We start from the raw sequence: 23,148 nt of genomic DNA on the forward strand, positions 1-23,148 counted from the left end.
GCGCAGCGACCTGTTCCGCAAATGATGTTGGTGGCTTGACCGGTGCGCATGCCCTTGTACGAACTCCCCACAACCCGGCTACAGGCGCCAAGTCCGGGTGCGGGCAATGAAATGATGAATGAGGCCACCATGGATAAGAAACTGCTTTCGGAACGCGACATCTGCACCAAGTACATCACGCCTGCCGTTACTGGCGCGGGCTGGGATTTGCACAGCCAGATTCGGGAAGAAGTGTTTTTCACCAAAGGCCGCGTCATCGTGCGAGGCAAACTACACACCCGTGGTGAGCGCAAGTTCGCCGATTACGTGCTGTATTACAAGCCAAACATTGCGCTCGCAGTGATCGAAGCGAAGGACAACAGCCACAGCGTGGGCGCTGGCATGCAGCAGGCATTGAATTATGCCGAAACTCTGGGTGCGCCATTTGTGTTCAGTTCTAACGGCGATGCCTTCTTGATGCACGACCGTACCGGGCTGCCTGGAAAAATCGAACAAGAACTGGCGCTGGATGCCTTTCCGTCGTCAGATCAACTGTGGCAGCGCTATTGCCAGTGGAAGGGGCTGGAAACTGAGGCGGCTCGCCATGTCGTCGAGATGCCATACCACGACAATGGATCTGGTCGCGCGCCCCGCTACTATCAGGCCAATGCGATTAATAACACGGTGGAGGCTGTTGCCAGGGGCCAGCAGCGTATCTTACTGGTGATGGCGACAGGTACCGGCAAGACCTATACCGCATTCCAGATTATCTGGCGCCTGTGGAAATCCGGCGCAAAGAAACGCATCCTGTTCCTGGCTGACCGAAACATTTTGGTGGATCAGGCCAAGAACAACGATTTCAAGCCGTTCGGTAGCAAGATGACCAAGATCAGCAAGCGCAAGATCGACCCCAGCTATGAAATCTATCTTTCGCTGTACCAGGCGGTCACCGGCAGCGATGACGAGCAGGATATCTACAAGCAGTTTTCGCCCGAGTTTTTCGACCTGATAGTGATCGATGAATGCCATCGCGGCAGTGCTGCGGAAGACTCCGCATGGCGCGAAATTCTGGCATATTTTTCTTTCGCCACGCATGTTGGTTTGACCGCCACGCCGAAGGAAACAAAGGACGTTTCCAGCATCTATTACTTTGGCGATCCGGTCTATACCTACACACTCAAGCAAGGTATCGAAGACGGCTTCCTGGCGCCATACAAGGTCGTGCGTATCGACATCGATAAGGACGTGCAAGGCTGGCGTCCCAGCAAGGGCCAGACAGACAAGACCGGGCAGCTGATTGAAGACCGCGTGTACAACCAGATCGACATGGACCGCACGCTGGTGCTGGAAAAGCGCACTGAGCTGGTCGCCAGGAAGATCACCGAATTTTTGGTCGCTACCGACCCCTATGCCAAGACCATCGTGTTTTGCGATGATATCGACCATGCCGAGCGCATGCGCCAGGCGCTGGTCAATCTGAATCCCGAACGCGTGTTGCAAAACCGTAAGTATGTGATGCGCATTACCGGGGATGAGCAGGAGGGAAAGGCTGAGCTGGACAACTTCATCAACCCGGAAGAGCCTTACCCGGTGATTGCCACCACGTCCAAGCTCATGACGACGGGTGTGGATGCGCAGACCTGCAAGTTGATTGTCCTCGACCAGCACATCAAGTCGATTACCGAGTTCAAGCAGATCATCGGACGCGGCACTCGCATCAATGAGGACTACGACAAATACTGGTTCACCATCATGGATTTCAAAAAAGCGACCGAGTTGTTTGCCGACCCGGCGTTCGATGGCGACCCGGTCATGATTTATGCGCCGAAAGGCGACGAATCGCCGGTGCCGCCAGACGAAGTGCCAGAAATCATCTTCGACGAGGACGGTAATCCCATTCCAGCCGGTGATCCGCTTGGCGATGACAGCGGCGACTTGGGCGGTGAGGGTGACGGCCTGGGTGGTGACCGCCCCGGTCCCGGGCGTGTAAAATACGTGCTCGGCGATGTGACGGTATATGTCGTTGCCGAACGCATCCAGTATTACGGGCCAGAAGGCAAGCTGATTACTGAATCTCTGAAGGATTACACACGAAACACGGTGCTCAGGGATTATGCCTCGCTTGACCAATTCCTGCTGCGTTGGACGGGCAGCGAGCGCAAGGCTGCCATCCTGGCTGAACTGGAGCAGCACGGTGTGTTTTTCGAGGCACTGGCTGACGAAGTGGGCAAGGATTTCGACGCCTTTGATCTGATCTGCCACGTCGCTTTCGACCAGCCGCCGCTGACCCGCCGCGAGCGTGCCGACAACGTTAAAAAACGCAATTACTTCGCCAATTACGGTGAACAGGCGCGCCGCGTTCTCGAAACGTTGCTGGAAAAATATGCCGACACCGGCATCAGGAATATCGAAGACATCAAGATATTGACGCTGGACCCGTTCAAGAACATGGGCACGGCCAGCGAACTGGTGTCAGCCTTCGGCGGCAAGACAGGCTACATTGCCGCCCTCGATGAATTAAAAACCCGGCTCTATGCCTGAAACAACCTAATAGAAAAGCATCACGAATTATGAGTATTTCTTCCACCATCAAATCGATCCAGGACACCATGCGCAAGGATGTCGGCGTCGATGGTGACGCGCAGCGCCTGAGCCAGCTGGTCTGGATGTTGTTCCTGAAAATCTTTGATGACCGCGAAAGCGAGTGGGAGTTGCTGCAAGATAATTACAAGTCGCCATTGCCGGAGCGATATCGCTGGCGCAACTGGGCAGCCGATGCCGAGGGCATGACGGGCGACGAGTTGAAGCAGTTTCTCGACAATGAGCTGTTTCCGAACCTGCAACAACTTCAAGCCAAGGGCAACGACCAGCGCGCTCATGTGGTCCGTTCGGTATTCGAGGATGCCTACAATTACATGAAGTCGGGCCAATTGATCCGGCAAGTGATCAACAAGATCCAGGAAGGCATCGACTTCAACAAGGCGCAGGAGCGCCACTTGTTTGGCGACATGTACGAGCAATTGCTGCGCGATCTGCAGGCAGCGGGCAATGCCGGCGAGTTCTACACACCGCGCGCCGTGACAGAATTCATGGTACGCATGGTCAACCCGCGCCTCGGTGAAAAAGTGATGGACCCGGCTTGCGGCACCGGCGGCTTCCTGACTTGCTCCATCGAGCACATCCGCAAGCATGACGTCAAAACAGTCGATGACGAAGCGCAACTGCAAGCGGCCATATTCGGTATCGAAAAAAAGCCGATGCCGCATTTGCTGTGCACCACCAACATGATCTTGCATGGCATTGACGTCCCCAGCAATATCCGCCACGACAACACCTTGGCGCGCCCGCTGATCAGCTGGGGGCCAAAGGAGCGCGTCGATGTCGTCGTCACTAATCCACCATTCGGCGGCATGGAAGAAGACGGCATCGAAACCAACTTCCCCGCGACTTTCCGCACCCGCGAGACGGCCGACCTGTTCCTGGTGCTGATCATGCAAATGCTCAAAAACGGCGGACGGGCGGCACTGGTGCTGCCGGATGGCTTCCTGTTCGGCGAAGGCATCAAGACCCGCATCAAGGAAAAGCTGCTCGAAGAATGCAATCTGCACACCATCGTGCGCCTGCCTAATGGCGTGTTCGCGCCTTACACCGGCATCAAGACCAATCTGCTATTTTTCAGCAAGGGTACGCCGACGACCGATATCTGGTTCTACGAACACCCATACCCGCCGGGCGTGAAAAGCTACAACAAGACCAAGCCGATGCGCATCGAAGAATTCGACGTCGAAGCCGCATGGTGGGGCAATGAAGCCGATGGCTTTGCCAGCCGCGTTGAGAACGAACAGGCGTGGAAAATCAGCGTAGCTGACATTAAGGCACGCAACTACAACCTCGACTGCAAGAATCCGCACATCGGCGAACAGGAGATCCATGACCCGGACCTGTTGCTGGCCCAGTACAGCGCGATGCAAGCCGACATCGCCGCGCTACGCACAACATTGAAAGACGTACTGGCCGAAGCACTGCAACGCGGTGAGCCGGCATGAACCCGATCCAGCGGCTGTTGACCGAGAACATCGGCTTGTGGACCGGCGCCGACACGGCCAAGAAAACGGGACGCGGTCGAGCTTCCGGCAGCGCCGGCACCGTGTACGGCATCAAGAAACTGCGCGAACTGATACTGGAGCTGGCTGTACGTGGCAAGCTGGTTCCGCAAGACTCAGACGACGAGCCGGCCAACGCATTGCTGGCGCGCATACGGGAAGAGAAGGCCAGACTGGTTCTTGATGGAAAGATAAAGAAAGACAAGCCGCTGGCTGCGATAACGGATGATGAGAGACCGTTTGAATTGCCACAGGGGTGGGAGTGGTCGACTCTCGCCACCATATCCCAAGTAAACCCTAGAAATATTGCAAACGATAATTCCACTGTATCGTTTGTGCCGATGACAATGATTGGTGCGAGATTTAATTCATCGCATGACCAAGATATCCGACTTTGGAAAGAAGTAAAGCAAGCATTTACTCATTTTGCAGAAGGTGATATTGGGATCGCAAAAATAACGCCATGTTTTGAAAATAGTAAGGCATGTGTTTTTTCTGGGCTGCAGAACAAAATTGGCGCAGGGACGACCGAGTTGCACATTATACGCCCAATCAATTCCACTCTTGCACCACGATATGTCTTGGCTTATTTGAAGTCTCCACAATTTTTATTGGTTGGAGAGACAAGAATGACCGGTACTGCGGGGCAGAAGCGACTGCCAAAAGAATTTGTCGAGTCAAATCCATTCCCGCTACCGCCGCTCGCAGAGCAACACCGCATCGTCGCCAAAATCGATGAACTCATGGCGCTGTGCGACCAACTGGAAGCCGGTCACGTCGATGCCGTCGATGCCCACGAAACGCTCGTCAGCCACCTTTTGGCCACGCTGACCGGATCGAAAGACAGTGCTGATTTCAGCGCAAGCTGGCAGCGCATTGCTGCGCATTTCGATATGCTGTTCACGACCGAAGCCAGCATTGACGCGTTGAAGCAAACGCTGCTTCAACTGGCGGTGATGGGCAAGCTGGTGCCACAAGACCCCAGCGACGAACCGGCTAGCGCATTGCTTGAGCGCATACAGGTTGAAAAGGCCAAGCTGGTTTTTGAAGGCCATATCAAGAAGGACAAACCGCTGGCGACAATACCGGGAAATGATAAGCCGTTTGAGCTGCCGCAGGGGTGGGAGTGGACGCGTATGATCAATTGCGCCAAACAAATCACCGATGGAGAACATTTAACTCCCGAGCGAACTATAGATGCCACCCAAATACCACTGGTGACGGCAAAAAATGTACGAGATGGAAATATGGATTACAGCGTTACAGATTATGTTCCTTTGGATATTGCAACTAAGTGTTGGAATAGATGTAGGCCAGAACCTAATGATATTTTGATAGTTTCTGTGGGAGCAACGATTGGTCGGCTTACAATTATCGATGATCATCAGGATATGGTGATAGTAAGAAGCGTGACTTTGATTAAACCTTTATTGATAAAAGTTAAATATCTCGCGTTAGGACTGCGCAGCCCCACCTTGCAAGAGTATATCTGGGGCGGAGTGAAGAAAAATGCACAACCGTGTTTATATTTATCAGTATCAAATAGCCTACCAATTCCAGTACCTCCTCTATTAGAACAGGAACGCATCGTCGCCAAAGTCGATGAATTGATGGCGCTGTGTGACCGGATGAAAAAGCGCATCGCCGACGCAGGCGCTTTGCAGCGCAAGCTGGCCGACGTGATAGTGGCGCAAGCCGTCGCGTGATCGAAGAAAAGGGCTGGCGATGAAAAAAGAATTGTCGTTGACTCGCGTTTTCCAGAAGCAAGCCATCGAGATCGGCGCGACATTGGCTAACAAGACGTCGCTTGCTCTGGAGGAGGCGAAAAGTGGTTTGAGGAAACTCGATGACAAGCACGCCATCACCGATAAGTTGAAGAAGACGGGCGACACCATTGTCGCGCTGGCGGAGCAAGTCGAGCAGCGCCATGACATTTCCGGCAAGGCTGGCATCGCCATGAAAGCGGCCACTGTCACCACGCTGCAGACTAAGGATGTCGCCCTGCGCATGGCGGAAGAATCCGGCTTGAACCGGCACTTGGCCACGGTCGGCGATGCAATCAAGACCCATGTGGCAGATCCTACGGCCGAGTTAATCAGCAAACATGAACTGGCTAGACGTTTGCAATCTGTGGGTAATGTGCTGGAGCGTGGCTACGGTGCGACCCGCAGCATCATCAAGCCGTATTTTGCTGCGGCCAATGTCGATGAGCTGCTGCGCAATACCAGGAACGAACTGAATCACATTTCCGCCTGCATCATGCAAATTAGCGCGGGCGAAGCGGAAAAGGCGGCAGGGCAATTTGGCGCTGCCATCGCCTCGAAAATCACCGGCGTAGCGACGACGGGCGCCTTGCTGGCATTGGTTGGTACGTTCGGCACGGCGGGCACCGGCACGGCGATCGCCAGCCTGTCGGGCGCGGCTGCGACCAATGCCACGCTGGCCTGGGTTGGCAGCCTGTTGGGTGGCGGCATGGCGGCAGGTGCAGTACTAACCGGCGGCCTGAGCATCATCGCTGGGCTTGGCGCCTACAAATTGCTCGGTTCCGAACGACGCGCGTTTGAGAGCTTGCCTGATGTCGAGCAGCGCATTGTTCAATCCTGCTGGTTCCTGATCGCCATGATCGATGACCTGTTGGCGGATGAGTCCCGTCGCGTCGATGCCGATGTCGCAGTGGGTTTGCTGAACAATACGCTGCTACCCTTGCAAGCCCTGCTGACCGAGCATGCCGATGCCATTTGCGGCAATCTCGATGGCAAGCATGCAGTGGCGTTCAGGCAGCATGTGTTGGTCGACGTCCAGCGCGTGGTGATCGGCGGTTTCAATCAATTCATCGGGTCCGGCAGCGCGGCCAAATCGCGCTCCTACGAAAACGTGATCGGCGGCGTGTTCTATGCGCTGCTGACGCGCACAGCCGTCGATGAGAGCGTCGAAAGCCAGTTGGTGCTGGATGCGCTACGACGCTCTACAGCGAGCCTAGGCGGCGCATCCGAAGCCGAACTGAGCGATTATCTCGACGGCTATGATGCCGACCAATTGAAAGGCATCGCCAACAACATCAAGGGCATCTATCATGAGGTGCTGTGGGTGCGTCAGTACAACGATACACACGAAGACACCTACGCCGCACTGTTTGGCGCGACCAATCATGCTGGCGCCGATATCGAGATAAAATTTTCCGGTACGGATGAAGTTGTCGATACCATCCAGTTGAAGGCGACCGACAGCGTGGCTTATGTGAGGGAGCATTTGGAACGCTACCCGGATATCGATGTGCTGGTGACCAATGAAACCGCCGAACGCATGAGTGGAGTGCACTCCAGCGGCATAGACAACGTTCAAATTACAGGACAGGTCAATCATGACCTTGAAGCAATTGCCGCCAACACCGTGGGCGACCGTGTGCTCAATTCTGCCGAGTTGTCAGCCGCGATCAGTACCGGATATGAGTTGATCTCTATGCTGAATGGTAAAAAGGACTTTCCGCAAGCGGTGAGCGATACGGTGCAAAGGGTGGGCACCGCAAGCGCTGCCACGGCCATTACGGCTTACCTGTTCAGTTAGTTTTCACGATGGGCCGGGTTGGACGCCGCGCTGGCGGTGGGCGGCTGGCTCGCGTTCACCAACGAAGGCGTTATTGTGAACCACTTTGATGAACTCAATGGCGCGACGGCCAAGACGCGCATGGTAACGGCCAAGCATGTGGCGCATCACCGGAATGTGGGCGCCACGGTAACGCAAGCAGCGTTACAAGAAAAGTACAGCAGCGTTACGCTAAAGGCCGATGACCATATATCGCCGGGGTATTTCCAATTACAGACCTGCATCTTTAATCAGTTTTGTCACGGATGTGTTGAGGGCTGCAACTATTCTCACCAGATGAAGCAAACCGCAGTTCTGCTCGCCCCGTTCGATAGCGCCAAGATATGAGCGGTCGATGGCACAGAGATGTACCATTTCCTCCTGGGAAACTCCTCGCGATTTTCGCATTGCGCGCAGAGCATGGCCAAAGGCAACTAAGGCGTGATCTTTTGCGTTTAGCGGAGAGATAGGCATCGGCCCATATTCTCGTTATGATGCCAACAGTGTCGGGCACAATCGACGGCAAACGGCTGCCAACAACGGTCATTCGCCGTTCCGCCAAAAGCCGCTGGCGACGATCTGCGGCCGACGCAGAGCTAGCAGCTTGACGGTGAACTACTCACAATTTAGCAAGCTATTATCGTGGGGGAAAAAAACAACACTTCGATGTCCAACAGAGTAGGCACCATTACCAGTCTGGCGCAACTTGCCATAGGTAGACAATCGCTTCAAGCGTTCTTCTTTAGTGAGGTTCGGAGCGCAATGATCAGGGCCAGTTTCGGCAGAAGCCTCAGTCGGCGCCGCGGCCGCCGGTAATTCGGTGTTCAGATTCCACTGAACGTCCAACTTTGAAAAGGTCGCGTACTTCGCCACGTCCAAGTACTCGTCCGCCTCGAAATTCAAACCAACGGCTTTTCCTGTGGCGTCAACGACGTTGGTCATGCTGCTGAGCGGGATAGATTTCGAGAAGACTTTGAACCCGTCCTTGTCCACGAAATTCAAATATAACCCTTTGTTCTCGTCTTGGCGTGCGGCAATGCGTTGGTATTTCATGTATGGGGGCAGAGAGTCGGTGGTAACAATTAGGTGAAGGCGCCCGTCCACCATTTTCGTACGTGCGTTCAAAGAAAATTGAAGGATAGAATTTAGATCTGAAGTCCAAGTTTTAGCTGTCTCGTATTCTTTAGCTTGTATCTTTTGCCACTGGTAATACCCGGCAGTCCCTAAGCCAAACACCACCACCAGTGCAAAGACGGAAAGAAACAGGGCAGTTGCCAGACGCATTGTTGACTTCAAATACGCAATTATCTTCATGGGGTAGTTTCAGCGAGTAGGGAGAGACGATCTCATATTCTAAATTGAGTTTGATTCCTACAGTCAATTTATTGTAGATGAAGCAGTATTTTGCGCACGCGCTTCATGCACGACACCAAACATCGACTGGGCGCGACTGCTGCAGGTTAGATATGGCCACACCCTTATCAACTCGGTCAAACTAGTCAAGGCTGCCGTGGAGCTATAATTAACAAAAAAACACATCTCTAGGTTTTTGACTTATCACTTGAATTAATGCCAGCTTTGCTCACGGAGTCGCTATGGGTTTGCTTTCAGAGTGCCAGTTCTGCCATCAATTCTTTTCCACCAAGGGAATGGCAGAACACGTCCGAGCCAAGCATGGCACCGACGTTCGCGCACGAACCATCACTGTGCAGACCCGCGCAAGCCCGGACAACGCGTCGGCGAGTAAGTTGCGCGGCCATGAAGCTAATCAGAACCGAAATTCATCTCAAGCAAACTTCGGCAGCCGGCTTACCAAGGCAGAGGAGGCGCAGAAAGTTCGACACGAACTACAGGGGAGAAAAAATGATGCGACGGCCGCGTTCATCAAACGGTCGGCGCAGCAAAAAGCGAACATCGAGCCACTTAGCTCGGTGTGGAAAGAGCAGGTGGCCAAGTTGTCGCCTCTCAAAGCGAAGGTGGCCACCCGGCCTTCCGCGAAAGTGAGGCGCCAAGAACATAGCTATTCGTTGCAGCTTGGAAGAGTGCCAGCCCGAAACGTACCCGCGCCCGTGACGCCATCGCCCACACAGGTGGGGGAATCGGCTAGGCAGGCGCTCATGCCGCGCCCCTCGTCATCGGTGGATGTTCCGTGCTCTTGCTGCGGTGAAAATGAGCGCTGCTTCCGCTGTGATGGCAAAGGCTACTATGAAGTGAGCGAGGAAAAAGCAGCTCGTATGGCCAAGCTCGCAACCAGTTCCCCAACGCCGGTACGCAATGGCCCAGTTGGCTTCGCATCAGATACGCGTGGAGCCGCTTATGGATTGCGAGAGCAGGGGCGCTTCGCCAGCGCGCCTCTCCATGACGATTTCGGCGACGATTCGTCCAGCTGATCATGCGATGTTGTATAGCACTGCGCGCCGACAACTCCGCGCCGATCAGGTATGCAGCTGGGGCGCGATGCTGCCCGCTGGGGCGACCGAAGCACCGTGCACCTCTTATTAACTCCCACTCAAGCGATTCCACGCCTAGCGTCAATACAGCGCTGCTGCCATTCCGCAATTTCGGCTGCGTCCCAGGCAACAGACTTGGGGCCGATGGGGATAGGCGCTGGCAACACGCCTGCCTTCACCTTGCGCCAGATTGTGGCGCTCGACCAGCCGGTAGCCTCGATGACCGCAGGCAAGCGGAGGAATTTTTTAGTCGTGGTCATACGATTCTCCTTCGATTGATGAACAGCAAACAATAGAGAATCATGCCGACTCTCCGCGATCATTCCGGCAGCGCCAGGGCTGCACCCCTTACATATCTTCCGCTCCATACGCTGCGCCTCTGATACAAGTGGGCAGTCATCTGCCCAGATAGATGGAAGTGACCTGTTCGCGGCCATGTCCCATCTCCGCCGAAATCTTCATCCGCGCAGCGTGATCTGCAAGTTTTTGTGAAGCATCCAGCTGTCTGGACGTCGGGCCGCCACAGGCTGGACTAGGTCGGCCAGTCAGCTCCGCATAGCGCCGCTGCGCGTACTCATGGCGCAGACCATGCACGCCATGAATGCCAGCCTTGTCGCACTGCGCCCGAAAGCGGTTCAACTGGTCCCGATACCGCAACTCCGCCGGAATCAAGCTGCCTTTGCCCGCCAGCGCCTTGGCCGCGTCCAGCATGGCGCGCTGCTGCATGGTGGCAATCGGCACTTCCCGGTACTTGCCGCCCTTGGTCCAGCTGTCAAGCAGCCGCAAGACGCTCCCGCCATCGGCCCATCCCGGCTTGATCTTGATACTTTCCTCGCGCCGCAAACCAAACGCCGCCTGCAGCTGCAGGGACATGCGCGTATACGGATCATTCACGCGGGCCAGCGTGTCGGCGTCGAGCACCTTCGCCTTAGAAACATTGGTGACAAACACCCGCTCCGCGATGCCGTATTCGCCGTTGGTGCGCGCAATGATGTTTTCCTTACCGATCTTCTCGGCCCACCAGCGCAAGGCGCTCATGCGATTCTTGATCGTGCCGGTACTGACGCCATCCTGCTTCCACTTGTCTAGCAGCGCCGCCACATGCTTCGGTTTCAGACTGTCCACGCTCATATGCTGGAAGCCCCGTTCCGCCAGGTCGTTGGCGCACAGGTTTAATAGGCGCTCGCGGTCGGCCTGCGTCGCAAAGCTGCCATCCCGGTTGCGGTGACACAGTTGCTTGAGCTGGTAGTTCAAGTCGCGCATGGCAAAGTCATCCCTTCGATCTTTGGTTTTCACATCGATGCTGCGTGGTGTAATCCTGTCTGGTAAGTGTTTCTGGCCACCCTCACTGCCTCGGCAGAAAAGGTTGAATCAAGGGCCTCGGGACACCACTCCCGTGTATGCGGTTGCTGTTACTGCCTGCCCGCGCCGCATGCGCGTGTGGCACCGCTGCGCGCTCCCGGAGGAAGCCGCCGCAGCGGGGACCAATCACCCAGGGTCCATGGAGTGCACCTCGCGCACGGATCAACTTCAACTAATCAGCCCGTTGCGGGCAAAGGACATCGCAGGGCTTGCCTGCGATGGGGGGCGCCTGGCCCCGTCACTGAACAACATCACGCGGTGGAATTCCGCTTGCCGCCTGGGCCTATGCCGTCGGCGGCGCGTCGTCACTGGCAGCACGCCGCCAGTAACGACGCGTGCACGCAGCCATGGCAGGCGACGGCATATAAGCCAGCATCTCACTCGCGGTGACGATACTGGCGACTCTGAAGCACATGCGCTGGCAGCAGCCGCGATGGCATCGCATCGCTGGCATTTCTGCTAACGGTGCGGCTTGCGGCAAAGCCATGCTGTGCTTCATAAGGTGCGCTACCTCGCGGGGCATGCGAACCAATCAGGGCAGGAGTCTTGCTCCTGTTTGAGGAAGCGCCCATCGGGCGCAATCATCCAGGCAATCCGACTTGCGGATTGTGGGATATGAAGACGCTGAAGGCAGCGCTTTATCTTGCCGAGATGTGCATGCTTCTGCATGGCCCGGCGATTTATCTAGCAGAAACTGCTAAGTATCATGGTGGCGGGTGACGACCGCAACGCCTATGCCGCTAAGCATAGGGACATGCTCGATGCATGCCCTCGTGGGAGCGATTCCCACATAAGAGAGCTTCATTCTATGCCTGATATCGACTTTTGCAAGCGGTTCGTTTCGTCAAGTGCGCTTTTCGTAGTACGCAGAATTGCAGCCCGGACAAAGGCTCTGATAGCTACTGCATGTTGTCGCCCTGGTGACGTACCCGCCTCCTTGACTCCTTCATCGCACTAACCAATTGGTCCATGCTCATACCGTTACGTAAATAACTAGCAGCGAGCGCCGTCGCGACACCCTCCAGCTGACCGGAGACGACCTGCAAACCAGCCTGTTCAATTTGCCGAATGGCTGCTTGCTGGATACTGTGCTGTGCTTCACTGATGGAAATGCGCTGCAATGCCGGAAATAAGGCGGTTTCGAGGTGACGGATAGCGAGCAGGGTCGCCCTCCGGATACTGGTCTGCACATGAACCCACTCCGGCTCATCGAATATTTCGTCGATTGGCATAGGCTTTGGCAGTGGATGCAATTTTTCTCGATTGAATTCTGTGTGCGGGTCCTGCTGCCGCTCCAGCAGCTTATGCGCTGCAAGCCTGTGTTCTCTCGCTTTGGCAATGGAAACTTCAGGGTACCGGCCAAAAGTCAGAACGCTTTCGCCACCGCTTTGCTGGAGATACTTCATGCGCCAGACCTTGCTGCCGCTGGGCTGCACTGCGATGTACAGACCAGCTCCATCGAATAGTTTGTATATTTTGTCCTTCGGAACAGCTTGCTTGATAAGCTCATCCGTGAGGCGCAATACATACTTAGACATGGTGCCCTCCTGTTCCTCCATCCCGGCCGAATTCGCCACTGACAAGCGTTAATCTTGGCGTCTGCGGCGGCGCTCCCTTGCCGCTGACGGCATCGATATAGTCGGCCCAATCCTGCATCATCCGGCGCCGCTCCGCCAGGAACTGGGCGCGGTCATAGGCGCTGGCCACCTTATCCTTCGGTGCATGTGCCAGCTGCCGGTCCACGACTTCATGCCGGTAGCCCAGGCGCTCCTTGATGGTGCTCATGGCCAGCGCCCGGAAGCCATGGCCGGTCATCTTGCCCTTGTATCCCATGCGTCCAAGCGCCACCAGTATCGTGTTATTGCTGATCGGCTTTTCGTGGTCGCGCTGATTCGGGAACAGGTACTTGCTGCGGCCCGTGATCGCGTGCAGTTCGCGCAGCAGCTCCAGCGCCTGGCGCGACAGGCATACGTGATGGTTGGTCATATCCGGATTGACGGTCAGCTTGCCGCGCTTCATGCGCTGCCATGGAATGATCCACTCGCCGCGCTCCAGGTCAATTTCACTCCAGGGCGTTTCGATCAACTCGCTGGTACGCACAAAGCACAGCAGCATCAGCCGCAGCGCAATGCGGGTCGGCGCGAACATGCGTGCTTCGTTGCGGTCCAGAATGGCCAGGAAATGCGGTAGCTCGTCGGCGTTGATGGCGGCGAAGTGTCCGGCGCGGACGGTCTTCAGCACATCCTTCATATCGGTGACCAGATTGCGCTCTGTGAATCCGCACTGAATCGCGTAGCTGAAAATTGACGAACATACCGCTCTCTGGCGATGGGCGACCTCGCTTGCGCCGCGCTCCTCGATCTTGCGCAGTGCGGCGATCACATCGAGGTGCTTGAGTTCATCGATGGGCTTGCGGCCAATGGCAGGAAAGATATCTGCCTCCAGCCGTTGCAGGACGTTCTTGGCGGTGCGCTCGCTCCAGGTCGGCACCCTGTTGGCATGCCACTCGCGGGCGATTTTTTCAAAAGTATTGGCGGCGCGCTCTTTCAACAGTCGTTTGGCGTCGTCGCGATGCTTGGCCGGGTCGATCCCTTGCAGCATCAGGCGCCGCGCTGCCAAGCGCTTTTCACGCGCATCCTGCAACGTAATTTCCGGATAAGGACCAAACGTCAGTGCGTTCTCCTTACCGTTGGCCTGGCGAAACTTCCAGCGCCAGATGCGAGACCCGCTCGGCATGACTTCCACGAACAGGCCACCGCCGTCGGATAACTTGTATGGTTTATCCTTTGGTTTGGCGTTTTTGACCTGGAGTTCGGACAGCGGTACGATGAGCTTTGCCATGGTGGCCTCCTTCGCAAATGCGTCTGAAACCACTATAGGACAGTTATGCGGGAATGGTAGTCAAGGATGGGGGAATCCGGCCCGGCGCTTTCCCTCAAAAAAGTTAGACGTACTGAAACGTCTTGGCACATTTCGAGACGCCGAAAAACGAAAAAACCGCTTAGAATCAATGATCTAAGCGGTTTTTGAGGGACTTCCTGAGACGTCCTGATCTTACTTAATTACTATCCGTGGCGGAGAGAGGGGGATTCGAACCCCCGATAGAGTATTACCCTATACACGCTTTCCAGGCGTGCGCCTTCAGCCGCTCAGCCATCTCTCCTGAAGGCAATGCGCGCGTCTTGCTTGCTCACATTGTGTACTGCATATCGCTTGTCGCGAAGCCGCAGATTATAGCAAAGATTCTACAGACTGCCAAAGTTATTTACCCAGGGGTAAAAGTTTGGCCAGGCCTGCCGGAAGGATGCGCCACAGTGGTGCGCACGGGCCTTCCGGCGGGCCAGGCCTGCCTGTTAAGACGTTTCTTTCAACTGATCCAGAATCGCCGGGTTTTCCAGGGTCGAGACGTCTTGCGTGATCGTCTCGCCCTTGGCCAGCACGCGCAGCAGGCGGCGCATGATTTTGCCGGAGCGGGTTTTTGGCAGGTTGTCGCCGAAACGGATTTCCTTCGGTTTCGCAATCGGGCCGATTTCCTTGCCGACCCAGTTGCGCAGCTCCAGCGCCAGTCGTTTCGCTTCCTCGCCCGTCGGACGCGCTTGCTTCAGCACCACGAAGGCGCAGATCGATTCGCCTGTCGTGTCGTCCGGGCGGCCCACCACGGCCGCCTCGGCCACCAGCGGGTTGGCCACCAGGGCCGATTCGATTTCCATCGTGCCCATGCGGTGGCCCGACACGTTCAGGACGTCATCGATGCGGCCCGTGATGGTGAAGTAGCCCGTTTCCTTGTTGCGGATGGCGCCGTCGCCTGCCAGGTACATCTTGCCGCCCAATTCTTCCGGGAAGTAGCTCGACTTGAAACGCTCGGGGTTGTTCCAGATCGTGCGGATCATCGATGGCCATGGGCGTTTCACCACCAAAATACCGCCCTGGCCGTTCGGCACGTCGTGGCCCGCTTCGTCGACGATGGCAGCCATGATGCCCGGCAATGGCAGGGTGCAGGAACCGGGGACCATCGGCGTGGCGCCTGGCAACGGGGTGATCATGTGGCCACCCGTTTCCGTTTGCCAGAAGGTATCGACAATCGGGCATTTCTCGCCGCCGATGTGCTTGTAGTACCACATCCACGCTTCCGGATTGATCGGCTCGCCAACCGTGCCCAGCAGGCGCAGGCTGCTCAGGTCGTAATTCTTCGGATGGACTTTCGGGTCCACATCGGCTGCCTTGATCAGCGAACGGATGGCCGTAGGCGCCGTGTAGAAGATGCTGACGTTGTGTTTCTTGATGGTTTCCCAGAAGCGGCCCGCGTTCGGGTAGGTCGGGATGCCTTCGAACACCACTTGCGTGGCTCCCACGGCCATCGGGCCATACGCGATGTAGCTGTGGCCCGTCACCCAGCCGATGTCGGCCGTGCACCAGAACACGTCGTCGGGCTTGATGTCGAAACTCCATTTCATCGTCAGCGCGGCCCACAGCAGGTAGCCGCCGCTCGAATGCTGCACGCCCTTCGGCGTACCCGTCGAACCGGAGGTATACAAGATGAACAGTGGATGCTCGGCATCGACCCATTCCGGCTCGCATTGCGCGCTCTGGCCTTCGACCAGGTCGTGCAGCCACGTGTCGCGGCCGGCCACCATCGGCAAGTCGCTGCCCGTGCGCTGGTAGACGATGACGTTTTTCACGCACTCGCAGCCGCCCAGCGCCAGCGCTTCGTCGACGATGGATTTCAATGGCAACTTCTTGCCGCCGCGCAATTGTTCGTCGCCCGTGATGACGGCCACGGCGCCCGCGTCGATGATGCGTTCCTGCAGCGATTTCGCCGAGAAGCCGCCGAACACGACGGAGTGGGTGGCGCCGATGCGCGCGCAGGCTTGCATGGCAGCAACGCCTTCGACGGACATCGACATATAGATGATCACGCGGTCGCCCTTGGCGATGCCCTTGGCTTTCAGGCCGTTGGCGAACTTGCAGACTTTTTCGTGCAGCTCTTTGTACGTTGCCTTGGTGACAGTGCCGTCATCCGCTTCGAAGATGATGGCCGTCTTGTCGCCCAGGCCATTTTCGATGTTGCGGTCCAGGCAGTTGTAGGACACGTTCAGCAGGCCGTCTTCGAACCACTTGTAGAACGGCGCGTTGTCTTCGTTCAGGGTGCGGGTAAACGGCTTTTTCCAGCTCAGGTTTTCGCGCGCCAGCTTGGCCCAGAAGCCTTCGTAGTCGCGTTCGGCATCGGCCACCATGGCGCGGTAGGCGTCCATGCCGGAAATCGTTGCCTGTGCGGCAAACGCTGCCGACGGTTGAAATACGCGCGACTCTTCCGGTCCCTGCTGCTCAGTGCCCTGCCCTTGGTTCTCTATAGCGGCCATGCTAGTCTCCAGTGTAGTAATTGTTTGGTAACACCATATTCCTGCTGTCTTACGGACGCCTTACATGCAGCGTTTTCCTCGATCCATTCTAACCATAATCGCCACTGCCGACGGGCGTCAAGCGTACGCCGCCCAGCATTCTGGATGGAAAAACTGATAACAAGTCAATTAGTTGGCGTCGCTTTGTGTTTCATCAAGGCCAAGAATCCAAATCGAGGGCATGCGCAGTGATCAGCAGCGAGTGTAAAATGTCGGGCATACCAAAAATTGGTATTTACCCCCAGGAAACTCCAGATGATCGACCACTCACAAAAGCCCTCTCATAGCAAACTGCATCCCCTGTCCGCCTTCATCTTCATGTCGCGCTGGCTGCAGCTGCCGCTGTACCTGGGCCTGATCCTCGCGCAATGCGTGTACGTATTTCATTTCTGGGTGGAACTGTCGGACCTGATCGGCGCCGTATTCGGCAATGATGCGGCCCTGCAGCACGTCTTGACGGCCGTGGCCGTACCAGGCAGCGCCCTGCCAACCAAGCTCAATGAAGCGACCATCATGCTGGTGGTATTGGGCTTGATCGATGTGGTCATGATCTCGAATCTGTTGATCATGGTCATCATCGGCGGCTATGAAACGTTTGTCTCACGCATGCACCTCGATGACCATCCGGACCAGCCGGAATGGCTGTCGCATGTGAATGCGTCCGTGCTGAAGACGAAACTGGCGATGGCCATCATCGGCATCTCGTCCATCCACCTGCTGAAGACCTTCATCAACGCCAACTCGTACAAGATCGAAGTGATCATCGCGCAAACGGTGATACATATGGTCTTCATCCTGTCGGCGATGGCGATTGCGTACACGGACCGCATTATGACGGTCACGCAAAACCAGGCCAGAGCACCACACTAAAGAAAAGAAGCCCATGGCTGCCAGCGGCGGCCATGGGCTTTCAGCAAAGAGTCCTACCCTTCTTATCCACCGCGAGAACACCATGACTGTCATAAAGCAAGAAGACCTGATCGAATCCGTCGCCGCAGCGTTGCAGTACATTAGCTACTACCATCCTGCTGATTACATCGAGCACCTGGCGCGCGCCTACGCGGCCGAGCAAAGCCCGGCGGCAAAAGATGCGATCGCGCAAATCCTGACCAACTCGCGCATGTGCGCGGAAGGCAAGCGTCCTATCTGCCAGGACACGGGTATCGTCAACGTCTTCCTGAAAATCGGCATGGACGTGCGCTTCGAAGGCTTCTCCGGCACGGTCACCGACGCCGTCAACGAAGGCGTGCGCCGCGCGTACAACTTCGACGACAACAAGCTGCGCGCCTCCATCGTGGCAGACCCGCATTTCGACCGCAAGAACACCAAGGACAACACGCCAGCCGTGGTGCACATGGAACTGGTCGAAGGCAATACCGTCGACGTAAAAGTCGCTGCCAAGGGCGGCGGTTCGGAAAACAAATCCAAGATGATCATGATGAACCCGTCCGATTCGCTGGTGGACTGGGTCATGAAGACGGTGCCAACGATGGGCGCCGGCTGGTGCCCGCCTGGCATGCTGGGCATCGGCATCGGCGGCACGGCCGAGAAAGCCATGCTGATGGCAAAAGAGGTGTTGATGGAAGACATCGACATGTTTGAGCTGAAACAGCGCGGCCCGCAAAACAAGCTGGAAGAACTGCGTATCGAACTGTGCGACAAGATCAACTCGCTGGGCATCGGCGCGCAAGGCCTGGGCGGCCTGACGACCGTGCTCGACGTGAAAATCATGATGCACCCGACGCACGCCGCGTCGAAGCCGGTCGCCATGATCCCGAACTGCGCCGCCACGCGCCACGGCCACTTCGTGCTCGACGGCTCCGGCCCCGCCTACATGACGCCGCCGTCGCTGTCGTCGTGGCCGGAAGTGCACTGGACGCCGGACACGGAAAAATCCAAGCGCGTCGACCTCAATACCCTGACGAAAGAAGAAGTCGCTTCGTGGACGCCGGGCCAGACCTTGCTGTTGAACGGCAAGATGCTGACGGGCCGCGACGCCGCACACAAGCGCATCCAGGACATGCTGGCCCGTGGCGAAGAATTGCCGGTCGACTTCAAGAACCGCGTGATCTACTACGTCGGCCCAGTCGACCCCGTGCGCGACGAAGCCGTCGGCCCGGCCGGTCCGACGACCGCCACGCGCATGGACAAGTTCACCGACATGATGCTGGAAAAAACCGGCCTGATCGCCATGATCGGCAAGGCCGAACGTGGCCCCGTCGCCATCGAATCGATCCAGCGGCACAAGTCGGCTTACCTGATGGCTGTGGGCGGCGCCGCCTACCTGGTGTCGAAAGCCATCAAGCACGCCAAGGTGCTGGGCTTTGCCGACATGGGCATGGAAGCGATCTACGAATTCGACGTCGTCGACATGCCGGTGACGGTGGCCGTGGATGCGAAAGGCACTTCGGTGCACAATACGGGTCCGAAAGAGTGGCAGGCGAAGATCGAGCAACTCAATAGCGTCAGCAAGATTCCCGTGACGGTCGCTTAAACAAGCTCTACCATAGACGCCGCGCGGCAACATAGCGCGGCGTTTTTTTATTTTCATCGGCTTCGGCTTAATATGACTTTTACCTCAAGTAATAGCGCAAATCTGGGGTCAGACCCGACGGGTCTGACCCCAGCAGTCAAGCTGCCTGTCGGCATTTTTGATTCCGGCGTGGGCGGCCTGTCGGTGCTGCGCCATATCCGCGCGCAGCTGCCGCAGGAAGACCTGATTTACTTTGCCGATTCCGGCTATGCGCCGTATGGCGACAAGACGGAACAGCAAGTGGTCGACCGTTCGCTGGCGATCACCGCCTTTTTATTGCAGCAAGGCGCGAAAGCACTGGTGGTGGCGTGCAACACGGCCACCATCGCCGCCATCAAGGCGCTGCGCGCGCGCTATCCCGACCTGCCCATCGTCGGCGTCGAACCGGGCCTCAAACCAGCGGCCAGCATCAGCCGCAACGGCAAGATCGCCGTGCTGGCCACGGAACGCGCCTTGCGCGGCGACAAGCTGCTGGCCCTGCGCGAACAGGTGAGCGCCGCCACGGGCGCCACGTTCATCTTGCAGCCCTGCATCGGCCTGGCCGACCGCATCGAGCAGTGCGAGCTGGGCAATGATCCGCAGGACGCCACCAGCGCCATGCTGGAACGCTACATCGCGCCCATGCTGGCGCAAGGCGTCGACACCCTGGTGCTCGGCTGCACGCACTACCCGTTCGTGCAGGACGCCATCGTACGCACGGTGCGCGCGCATACGCAGGAAACGATTACCCTGGTGGACACAGGCGACGCCGTGGCGCGCCAGCTGGCCCGCTTGCTCGACGCAGCAAGCCTGCGCCGCATCGAAAACGAGGCCCCACAGCTACAGGGCTACACGACGGCCAAGGTCGAAGCATTGGCGAAAGCCTTCGCCGGTTTGCTGAACTTGCAGCCGCCCGTCACACACCTGTCCGTGTGAGCGGTGTGAGCAAAAGCGACCGTTTTCATGCAATCTTTCGATTCTTTAAAAAAGACTGCATTTAGATTTGCCACTTCGCCGAGTTCTTTGTATAATTCGGCACCTGTTCAGCAAAACAGCTAAACAGGCAAGTAAGACAGTGGTGGCTGTAGCTCAGTTGGTAGAGTCCAGGATTGTGATTCCTGTTGTCGTGGGTTCGAGCCCCATCAGCCACCCCACAGAATGCGTAGGAAAATCAAAGGGTTACATGCTTCGGCTTGTAACCCTTTTTTGCGTTTCATTAACCTGCATAATCCATGTAGGCACTGTGTAGGTTTTACCTAAGGAGCAGTGATGAGAGATATCAATTCTGTAGTGGATGTTTTTTTGGCGCTTCGTGAAAGGTGCATGTGGCTTGACAGCTGTTACACAACTTTTTCGTCGTTGTATGAAAGCGGAGACGACCGTCGCAAACTCTTGGGGTCAACCGCACCAGGCTTTTTCATGGAGCACAATCAGGTACTTCAGCAACATTGCATTTTACAGGCATGCAAATTGACTGACCCAGCGGTTATGATGGGCAAAAAAAACTTAACATTGAGCCATGTTAATAATATGCTTCGAGCAGCCAATCTCCTCACACCAGAGATTGAAGAGCTCAGCGCGAAAATGGCGTCATACCGCAAACTGGTTCTCGATTCGCGCCATTGGATCATTTCACATCATGACCTTGAGGCGACAATGCTTGGAGAGCCAGTTGGGGCGCACGAAAAAGAGGACTGGACGGTGTTTTTGGACAGCATGTATCGCTACACTGATGCTGTCGGTGAAGCTGTCGGAGTCGGCCCTTTGAACTATCGAGGCTGCACAGGGCCGGGGGATGCGAATGACTTACTGAAGCACCTGCGAAACAGCATAAATCACCCCGCAAATTGAGTATATGCTTCGGTTCAAGTTGGTTTAACTACCCCGAGAATATTTGCCCGCGAGACTTCATACATGCGGGCCAGTGAGCTGATGCTTTCGCCGGTAGCGTACTTGCCAATTATGTCTGCGCGCTGCTCGGGTGTGGTCTTCGACGGCCGGCCCAGCGTCTTGCCTTCACTCTTGGCGCGAGCCAGGCCAGCTTGCGTGCGCTCCACCAGCAAATCGCGCTTCATCTCGGCCACAGCTGCCAACATGGTCATCATCATCTTGCCTGCTGGCGAAGTCAGGTCCAGCTTGCCCAACTGCAGCACGATGACGGCAATCTTGCGGGCGGCCAGCAGCTTGACGGTGGCGCCGACGTCCTGCGCGTCGCGGCCGAGGCGGTCCAGCTTCGCCACTACCAGAGTTTCGCCATTGCGAATCTGGGCCAGCAGCGCGGCGAACTCCGGGCGTTCGCTGGCGCTGGTTTTGCCGCTGATGGTATCCGCATACCAGTAATCGACCTGGTGGCCGGCCGCTTCGATTTCCATCTTCTGGTTGTCTGCGGTTTGCTCTTTGGTGCTGACGCGGCCGTATGCGAAGGTTGCCATGGTGTTGCTCCGGTTAAGACTGTTAGAAATAGCAATCCCTATATTTCCAACATGGATTTATGTTGATGTTTGTAGATGTTAGAAATCGTTCGTTTTCTAACAGGGAGGTGAGCCAATGGACGCCCACAAGCTGAATATGCAAGAATGGCAACATTCAATGACTGGAGTTATCGTGAACATCGTGCCTGCTGATTTCAATACAAAATCATTCACATGCCCGCACTGTGGAGTACTCGCGCGGCAGCGCAAGTGGGGCTATGACCTTGCTCATCCGATGCAGGACTATTGGCAGGAAGTTCAAATCCAACATGCATCCCTCAAGATTAGTTTGTGCGAGCATTGCGCGAAAAATTGCCTATGGGTGAACGAAGATTATGTGTACCCTCCAACAACTTCTGCGCCGCGTCCGAACCCTGACATGCCCACTGAAATAATGGCGGATTACTTAGAGGCGGCTGGAATCTACAGACAGTCGCCACGTGGCGGTGCTGCACTTCTGAGACTGTCCATCCAGAAATTGATGGTTTATTTGGGCGAGCGCGGGAAGAATATCAACGAAGACATTGCAGCGCTGGTAGCAAAGGGGCTGCCAAAACAGGTACAGCAGGCTTTGGATATCGTCAGAATCACAGGAAATAATGCAGTGCATCCTGGCCAATTGGATGCAGACGACGTTGGGATTGCTGAGCAGTTATTCCCTCTCGTGAATATCATTGTCGAGTATCAAATTTCGATGCCAGCTCGCGTGCAAGAGCTATACGATGCCTTACCCGCAGGTGCTTTAGCCGGGATTGCAAAGCGCGACGCAACGTAGGGTGACAGACGGGGAGCGTTTCGCCCCCCTTGTTTTCCAGCGCCAGCAGCGATTGCCGGCCGATGCGCACGCTGAATCATCGCGAAGGGCGCGAGGGAAAAACAGCGCTCACTTCAATCTTGCCTGCCGCCGACTTGGTCCCCAACACCGCCACGAAGGTGCTCACTTTCCCCGAAGGCGCTCACACAATTAAGTGAGCACCTTCGGCGTTTCTTGGTAAGCGTCTTCCCAGCGCCGTCTAGACTGTCTGACCACCACCAGTGCTCGTCCGCGCCCGTCCATGCTGATGGGTATGCGTTCGACCACCGGGCGCGGCACCTTGCGCACCAGCAGAAAGGCGGCGGCGCTGCGCTGGCCGTAAGTGAGGGCCCATTCCAGGCCCTGGCGCACGATCGACGCATGGCGGGCATCGGTGCGCGGAGTTTTCTTGATATCCATCCCATCACTATCGAATACGCGACGATGGCGCACGGTACGGCGGCGTACAGTGCGAGGGTTCTTCCAGTACACTGCTT

The 23,148-nt window shown here is 56.5% G+C and carries 20 protein-coding genes and 2 tRNA genes; 12 read left to right on the plus strand and 10 right to left on the minus strand.

Annotation, left to right across the window (positions count from 1 at the left end):
* Window positions 1-129 precede the first annotated feature (129 nt).
* Genes hsdR through ACP7EG_RS18375 form a run of 5 tightly spaced genes read left to right on the plus strand, consistent with a single transcriptional unit; the run spans window position 130 to window position 8,012 of the window.
* Window positions 130-2,520 (plus strand): EcoAI/FtnUII family type I restriction enzme subunit R, encoded by a 2,391-nt coding sequence (gene hsdR, locus ACP7EG_RS18355; protein WP_426088772.1) that lies wholly within the window; start codon window positions 130-132, stop codon window positions 2,518-2,520.
* A gap of 29 nt (window positions 2,521-2,549) precedes the next feature.
* Window positions 2,550-4,025 (plus strand): N-6 DNA methylase, encoded by a 1,476-nt coding sequence (locus ACP7EG_RS18360; RefSeq protein ID WP_426088773.1) that lies wholly within the window; start codon window positions 2,550-2,552, stop codon window positions 4,023-4,025.
* Window positions 4,022-5,788 (plus strand): restriction endonuclease subunit S, encoded by a 1,767-nt coding sequence (locus ACP7EG_RS18365; RefSeq protein WP_426088774.1) that lies wholly within the window; start codon window positions 4,022-4,024, stop codon window positions 5,786-5,788. Before ACP7EG_RS18360 ends, ACP7EG_RS18365 begins: the two co-directional genes overlap by 4 nt.
* Window positions 5,789-5,807: 19 nt before the next feature.
* Window positions 5,808-7,646, plus strand: a complete 1,839-nt coding sequence (locus tag ACP7EG_RS18370) for a hypothetical protein (protein WP_426088775.1) — start codon at window positions 5,808-5,810, stop codon at window positions 7,644-7,646.
* Between the two features lie 18 nt (window positions 7,647-7,664).
* Window positions 7,665-8,012 (plus strand): hypothetical protein, encoded by a 348-nt coding sequence (locus tag ACP7EG_RS18375; protein WP_426088834.1) that lies wholly within the window; start codon window positions 7,665-7,667, stop codon window positions 8,010-8,012.
* Here ACP7EG_RS18375 and ACP7EG_RS18380 read toward each other — a convergent pair.
* Complete coding sequence (locus ACP7EG_RS18380) at window positions 7,896-8,138, minus strand: helix-turn-helix domain-containing protein (protein ID WP_426088776.1); 243 nt, start codon at window positions 8,136-8,138, stop codon at window positions 7,896-7,898. The genes ACP7EG_RS18375 and ACP7EG_RS18380 overlap by 117 nt on opposite strands.
* A 141-nt stretch (window positions 8,139-8,279) precedes the next feature.
* Window positions 8,280-8,978 carry a hypothetical protein gene (locus ACP7EG_RS18385; RefSeq protein ID WP_426088777.1) on the minus strand — a complete coding sequence of 233 codons (699 nt, stop codon included), beginning with the start codon at window positions 8,976-8,978 and terminating at the stop codon, window positions 8,280-8,282.
* A 281-nt stretch (window positions 8,979-9,259) separates the two neighbouring features.
* Between ACP7EG_RS18385 and ACP7EG_RS18390 the strand changes: the two genes are divergently transcribed.
* Complete coding sequence (locus ACP7EG_RS18390) at window positions 9,260-10,054, plus strand: hypothetical protein (protein WP_426088778.1); 795 nt, start codon at window positions 9,260-9,262, stop codon at window positions 10,052-10,054.
* Between the two features lie 119 nt (window positions 10,055-10,173).
* Here the strand turns inward: ACP7EG_RS18390 and ACP7EG_RS18395 are convergent, their stop codons facing one another.
* The 6 genes from ACP7EG_RS18395 to acs all read right to left on the minus strand — a co-directional run bounded on the left by ACP7EG_RS18395 (window position 10,174) and on the right by acs (window position 16,836).
* Entirely contained in the window at window positions 10,174-10,374 is a 201-nt protein-coding gene (locus tag ACP7EG_RS18395) for a helix-turn-helix transcriptional regulator (protein WP_426088779.1), read from the minus strand.
* A 136-nt stretch (window positions 10,375-10,510) separates the two neighbouring features.
* Window positions 10,511-11,377, minus strand: coding sequence for a phage integrase N-terminal domain-containing protein (locus tag ACP7EG_RS18400; RefSeq protein WP_426088830.1), 867 nt, complete (start codon window positions 11,375-11,377; stop codon window positions 10,511-10,513).
* 998 nt (window positions 11,378-12,375) lie between these two features.
* A complete protein-coding gene (locus ACP7EG_RS18405) occupies window positions 12,376-13,014 on the minus strand; it encodes an Arm DNA-binding domain-containing protein (protein WP_426088780.1) in 639 nt (212 codons plus the stop codon).
* On the minus strand, window positions 13,007-14,317 hold the full coding sequence (locus ACP7EG_RS18410; protein ID WP_426088781.1) for a tyrosine-type recombinase/integrase: 1,311 nt from the start codon (window positions 14,315-14,317) through the stop codon (window positions 13,007-13,009). Before ACP7EG_RS18410 ends, ACP7EG_RS18405 begins: the two co-directional genes overlap by 8 nt.
* A gap of 231 nt (window positions 14,318-14,548) precedes the next feature.
* Window positions 14,549-14,639 (minus strand) — tRNA-Ser (locus tag ACP7EG_RS18415).
* 190 nt (window positions 14,640-14,829) lie between these two features.
* Window positions 14,830-16,836: an acetate--CoA ligase gene (acs, locus tag ACP7EG_RS18420; protein WP_426088782.1), complete on the minus strand. Its 2,007-nt coding sequence runs from the start codon at window positions 16,834-16,836 to the stop codon at window positions 14,830-14,832.
* A 294-nt stretch (window positions 16,837-17,130) separates the two neighbouring features.
* On the opposite strand from acs, the gene ACP7EG_RS18425 reads away from it, so the two are divergent.
* The 5 genes from ACP7EG_RS18425 (at window position 17,131) to ACP7EG_RS18445 (ending at window position 21,238) form a co-directional block, all read left to right on the plus strand.
* Complete coding sequence (locus tag ACP7EG_RS18425) at window positions 17,131-17,745, plus strand: YqhA family protein (protein ID WP_071079162.1); 615 nt, start codon at window positions 17,131-17,133, stop codon at window positions 17,743-17,745.
* Window positions 17,746-17,827: 82 nt separating this feature from the next.
* Window positions 17,828-19,369 (plus strand): fumarate hydratase, encoded by a 1,542-nt coding sequence (locus ACP7EG_RS18430; protein ID WP_426088783.1) that lies wholly within the window; start codon window positions 17,828-17,830, stop codon window positions 19,367-19,369.
* A gap of 72 nt (window positions 19,370-19,441) precedes the next feature.
* The gene (murI, locus tag ACP7EG_RS18435) at window positions 19,442-20,323 is read left to right on the plus strand and encodes a glutamate racemase (protein WP_426088784.1); all 882 of its coding nucleotides are present in this window, start codon (window positions 19,442-19,444) and stop codon (window positions 20,321-20,323) included.
* Between the two features lie 142 nt (window positions 20,324-20,465).
* Window positions 20,466-20,541, plus strand: a tRNA-His gene (locus tag ACP7EG_RS18440).
* A 115-nt stretch (window positions 20,542-20,656) separates the two neighbouring features.
* Window positions 20,657-21,238, plus strand: a complete 582-nt coding sequence (locus tag ACP7EG_RS18445; RefSeq protein WP_426088785.1) for a hypothetical protein — start codon at window positions 20,657-20,659, stop codon at window positions 21,236-21,238.
* A 14-nt stretch (window positions 21,239-21,252) separates the two neighbouring features.
* Here ACP7EG_RS18445 and ACP7EG_RS18450 read toward each other — a convergent pair whose 3' ends face one another.
* A complete protein-coding gene (locus tag ACP7EG_RS18450) occupies window positions 21,253-21,819 on the minus strand; it encodes a recombinase family protein (protein WP_426088786.1) in 567 nt (188 codons plus the stop codon).
* Between the two features lie 115 nt (window positions 21,820-21,934).
* On the opposite strand from ACP7EG_RS18450, the gene ACP7EG_RS18455 reads away from it, so the two are divergent.
* Window positions 21,935-22,633 (plus strand): DUF4145 domain-containing protein, encoded by a 699-nt coding sequence (locus tag ACP7EG_RS18455; RefSeq protein WP_426088787.1) that lies wholly within the window; start codon window positions 21,935-21,937, stop codon window positions 22,631-22,633.
* Between the two features lie 189 nt (window positions 22,634-22,822).
* Here the strand turns inward: ACP7EG_RS18455 and ACP7EG_RS18460 are convergent, their stop codons facing one another.
* The gene (locus ACP7EG_RS18460; protein WP_426088788.1) at window positions 22,823-23,071 is read right to left on the minus strand and encodes a hypothetical protein; all 249 of its coding nucleotides are present in this window, start codon (window positions 23,069-23,071) and stop codon (window positions 22,823-22,825) included.
* Window positions 23,072-23,148: the final 77 nt, after the last annotated feature.

The sequence above is a fragment of the Janthinobacterium sp. PSPC1-1 genome (genome assembly GCF_049897625.1).
In the GTDB taxonomy this organism is placed as follows: Bacteria; Pseudomonadota; Gammaproteobacteria; order Burkholderiales; family Burkholderiaceae_D; genus Janthinobacterium; species Janthinobacterium tructae.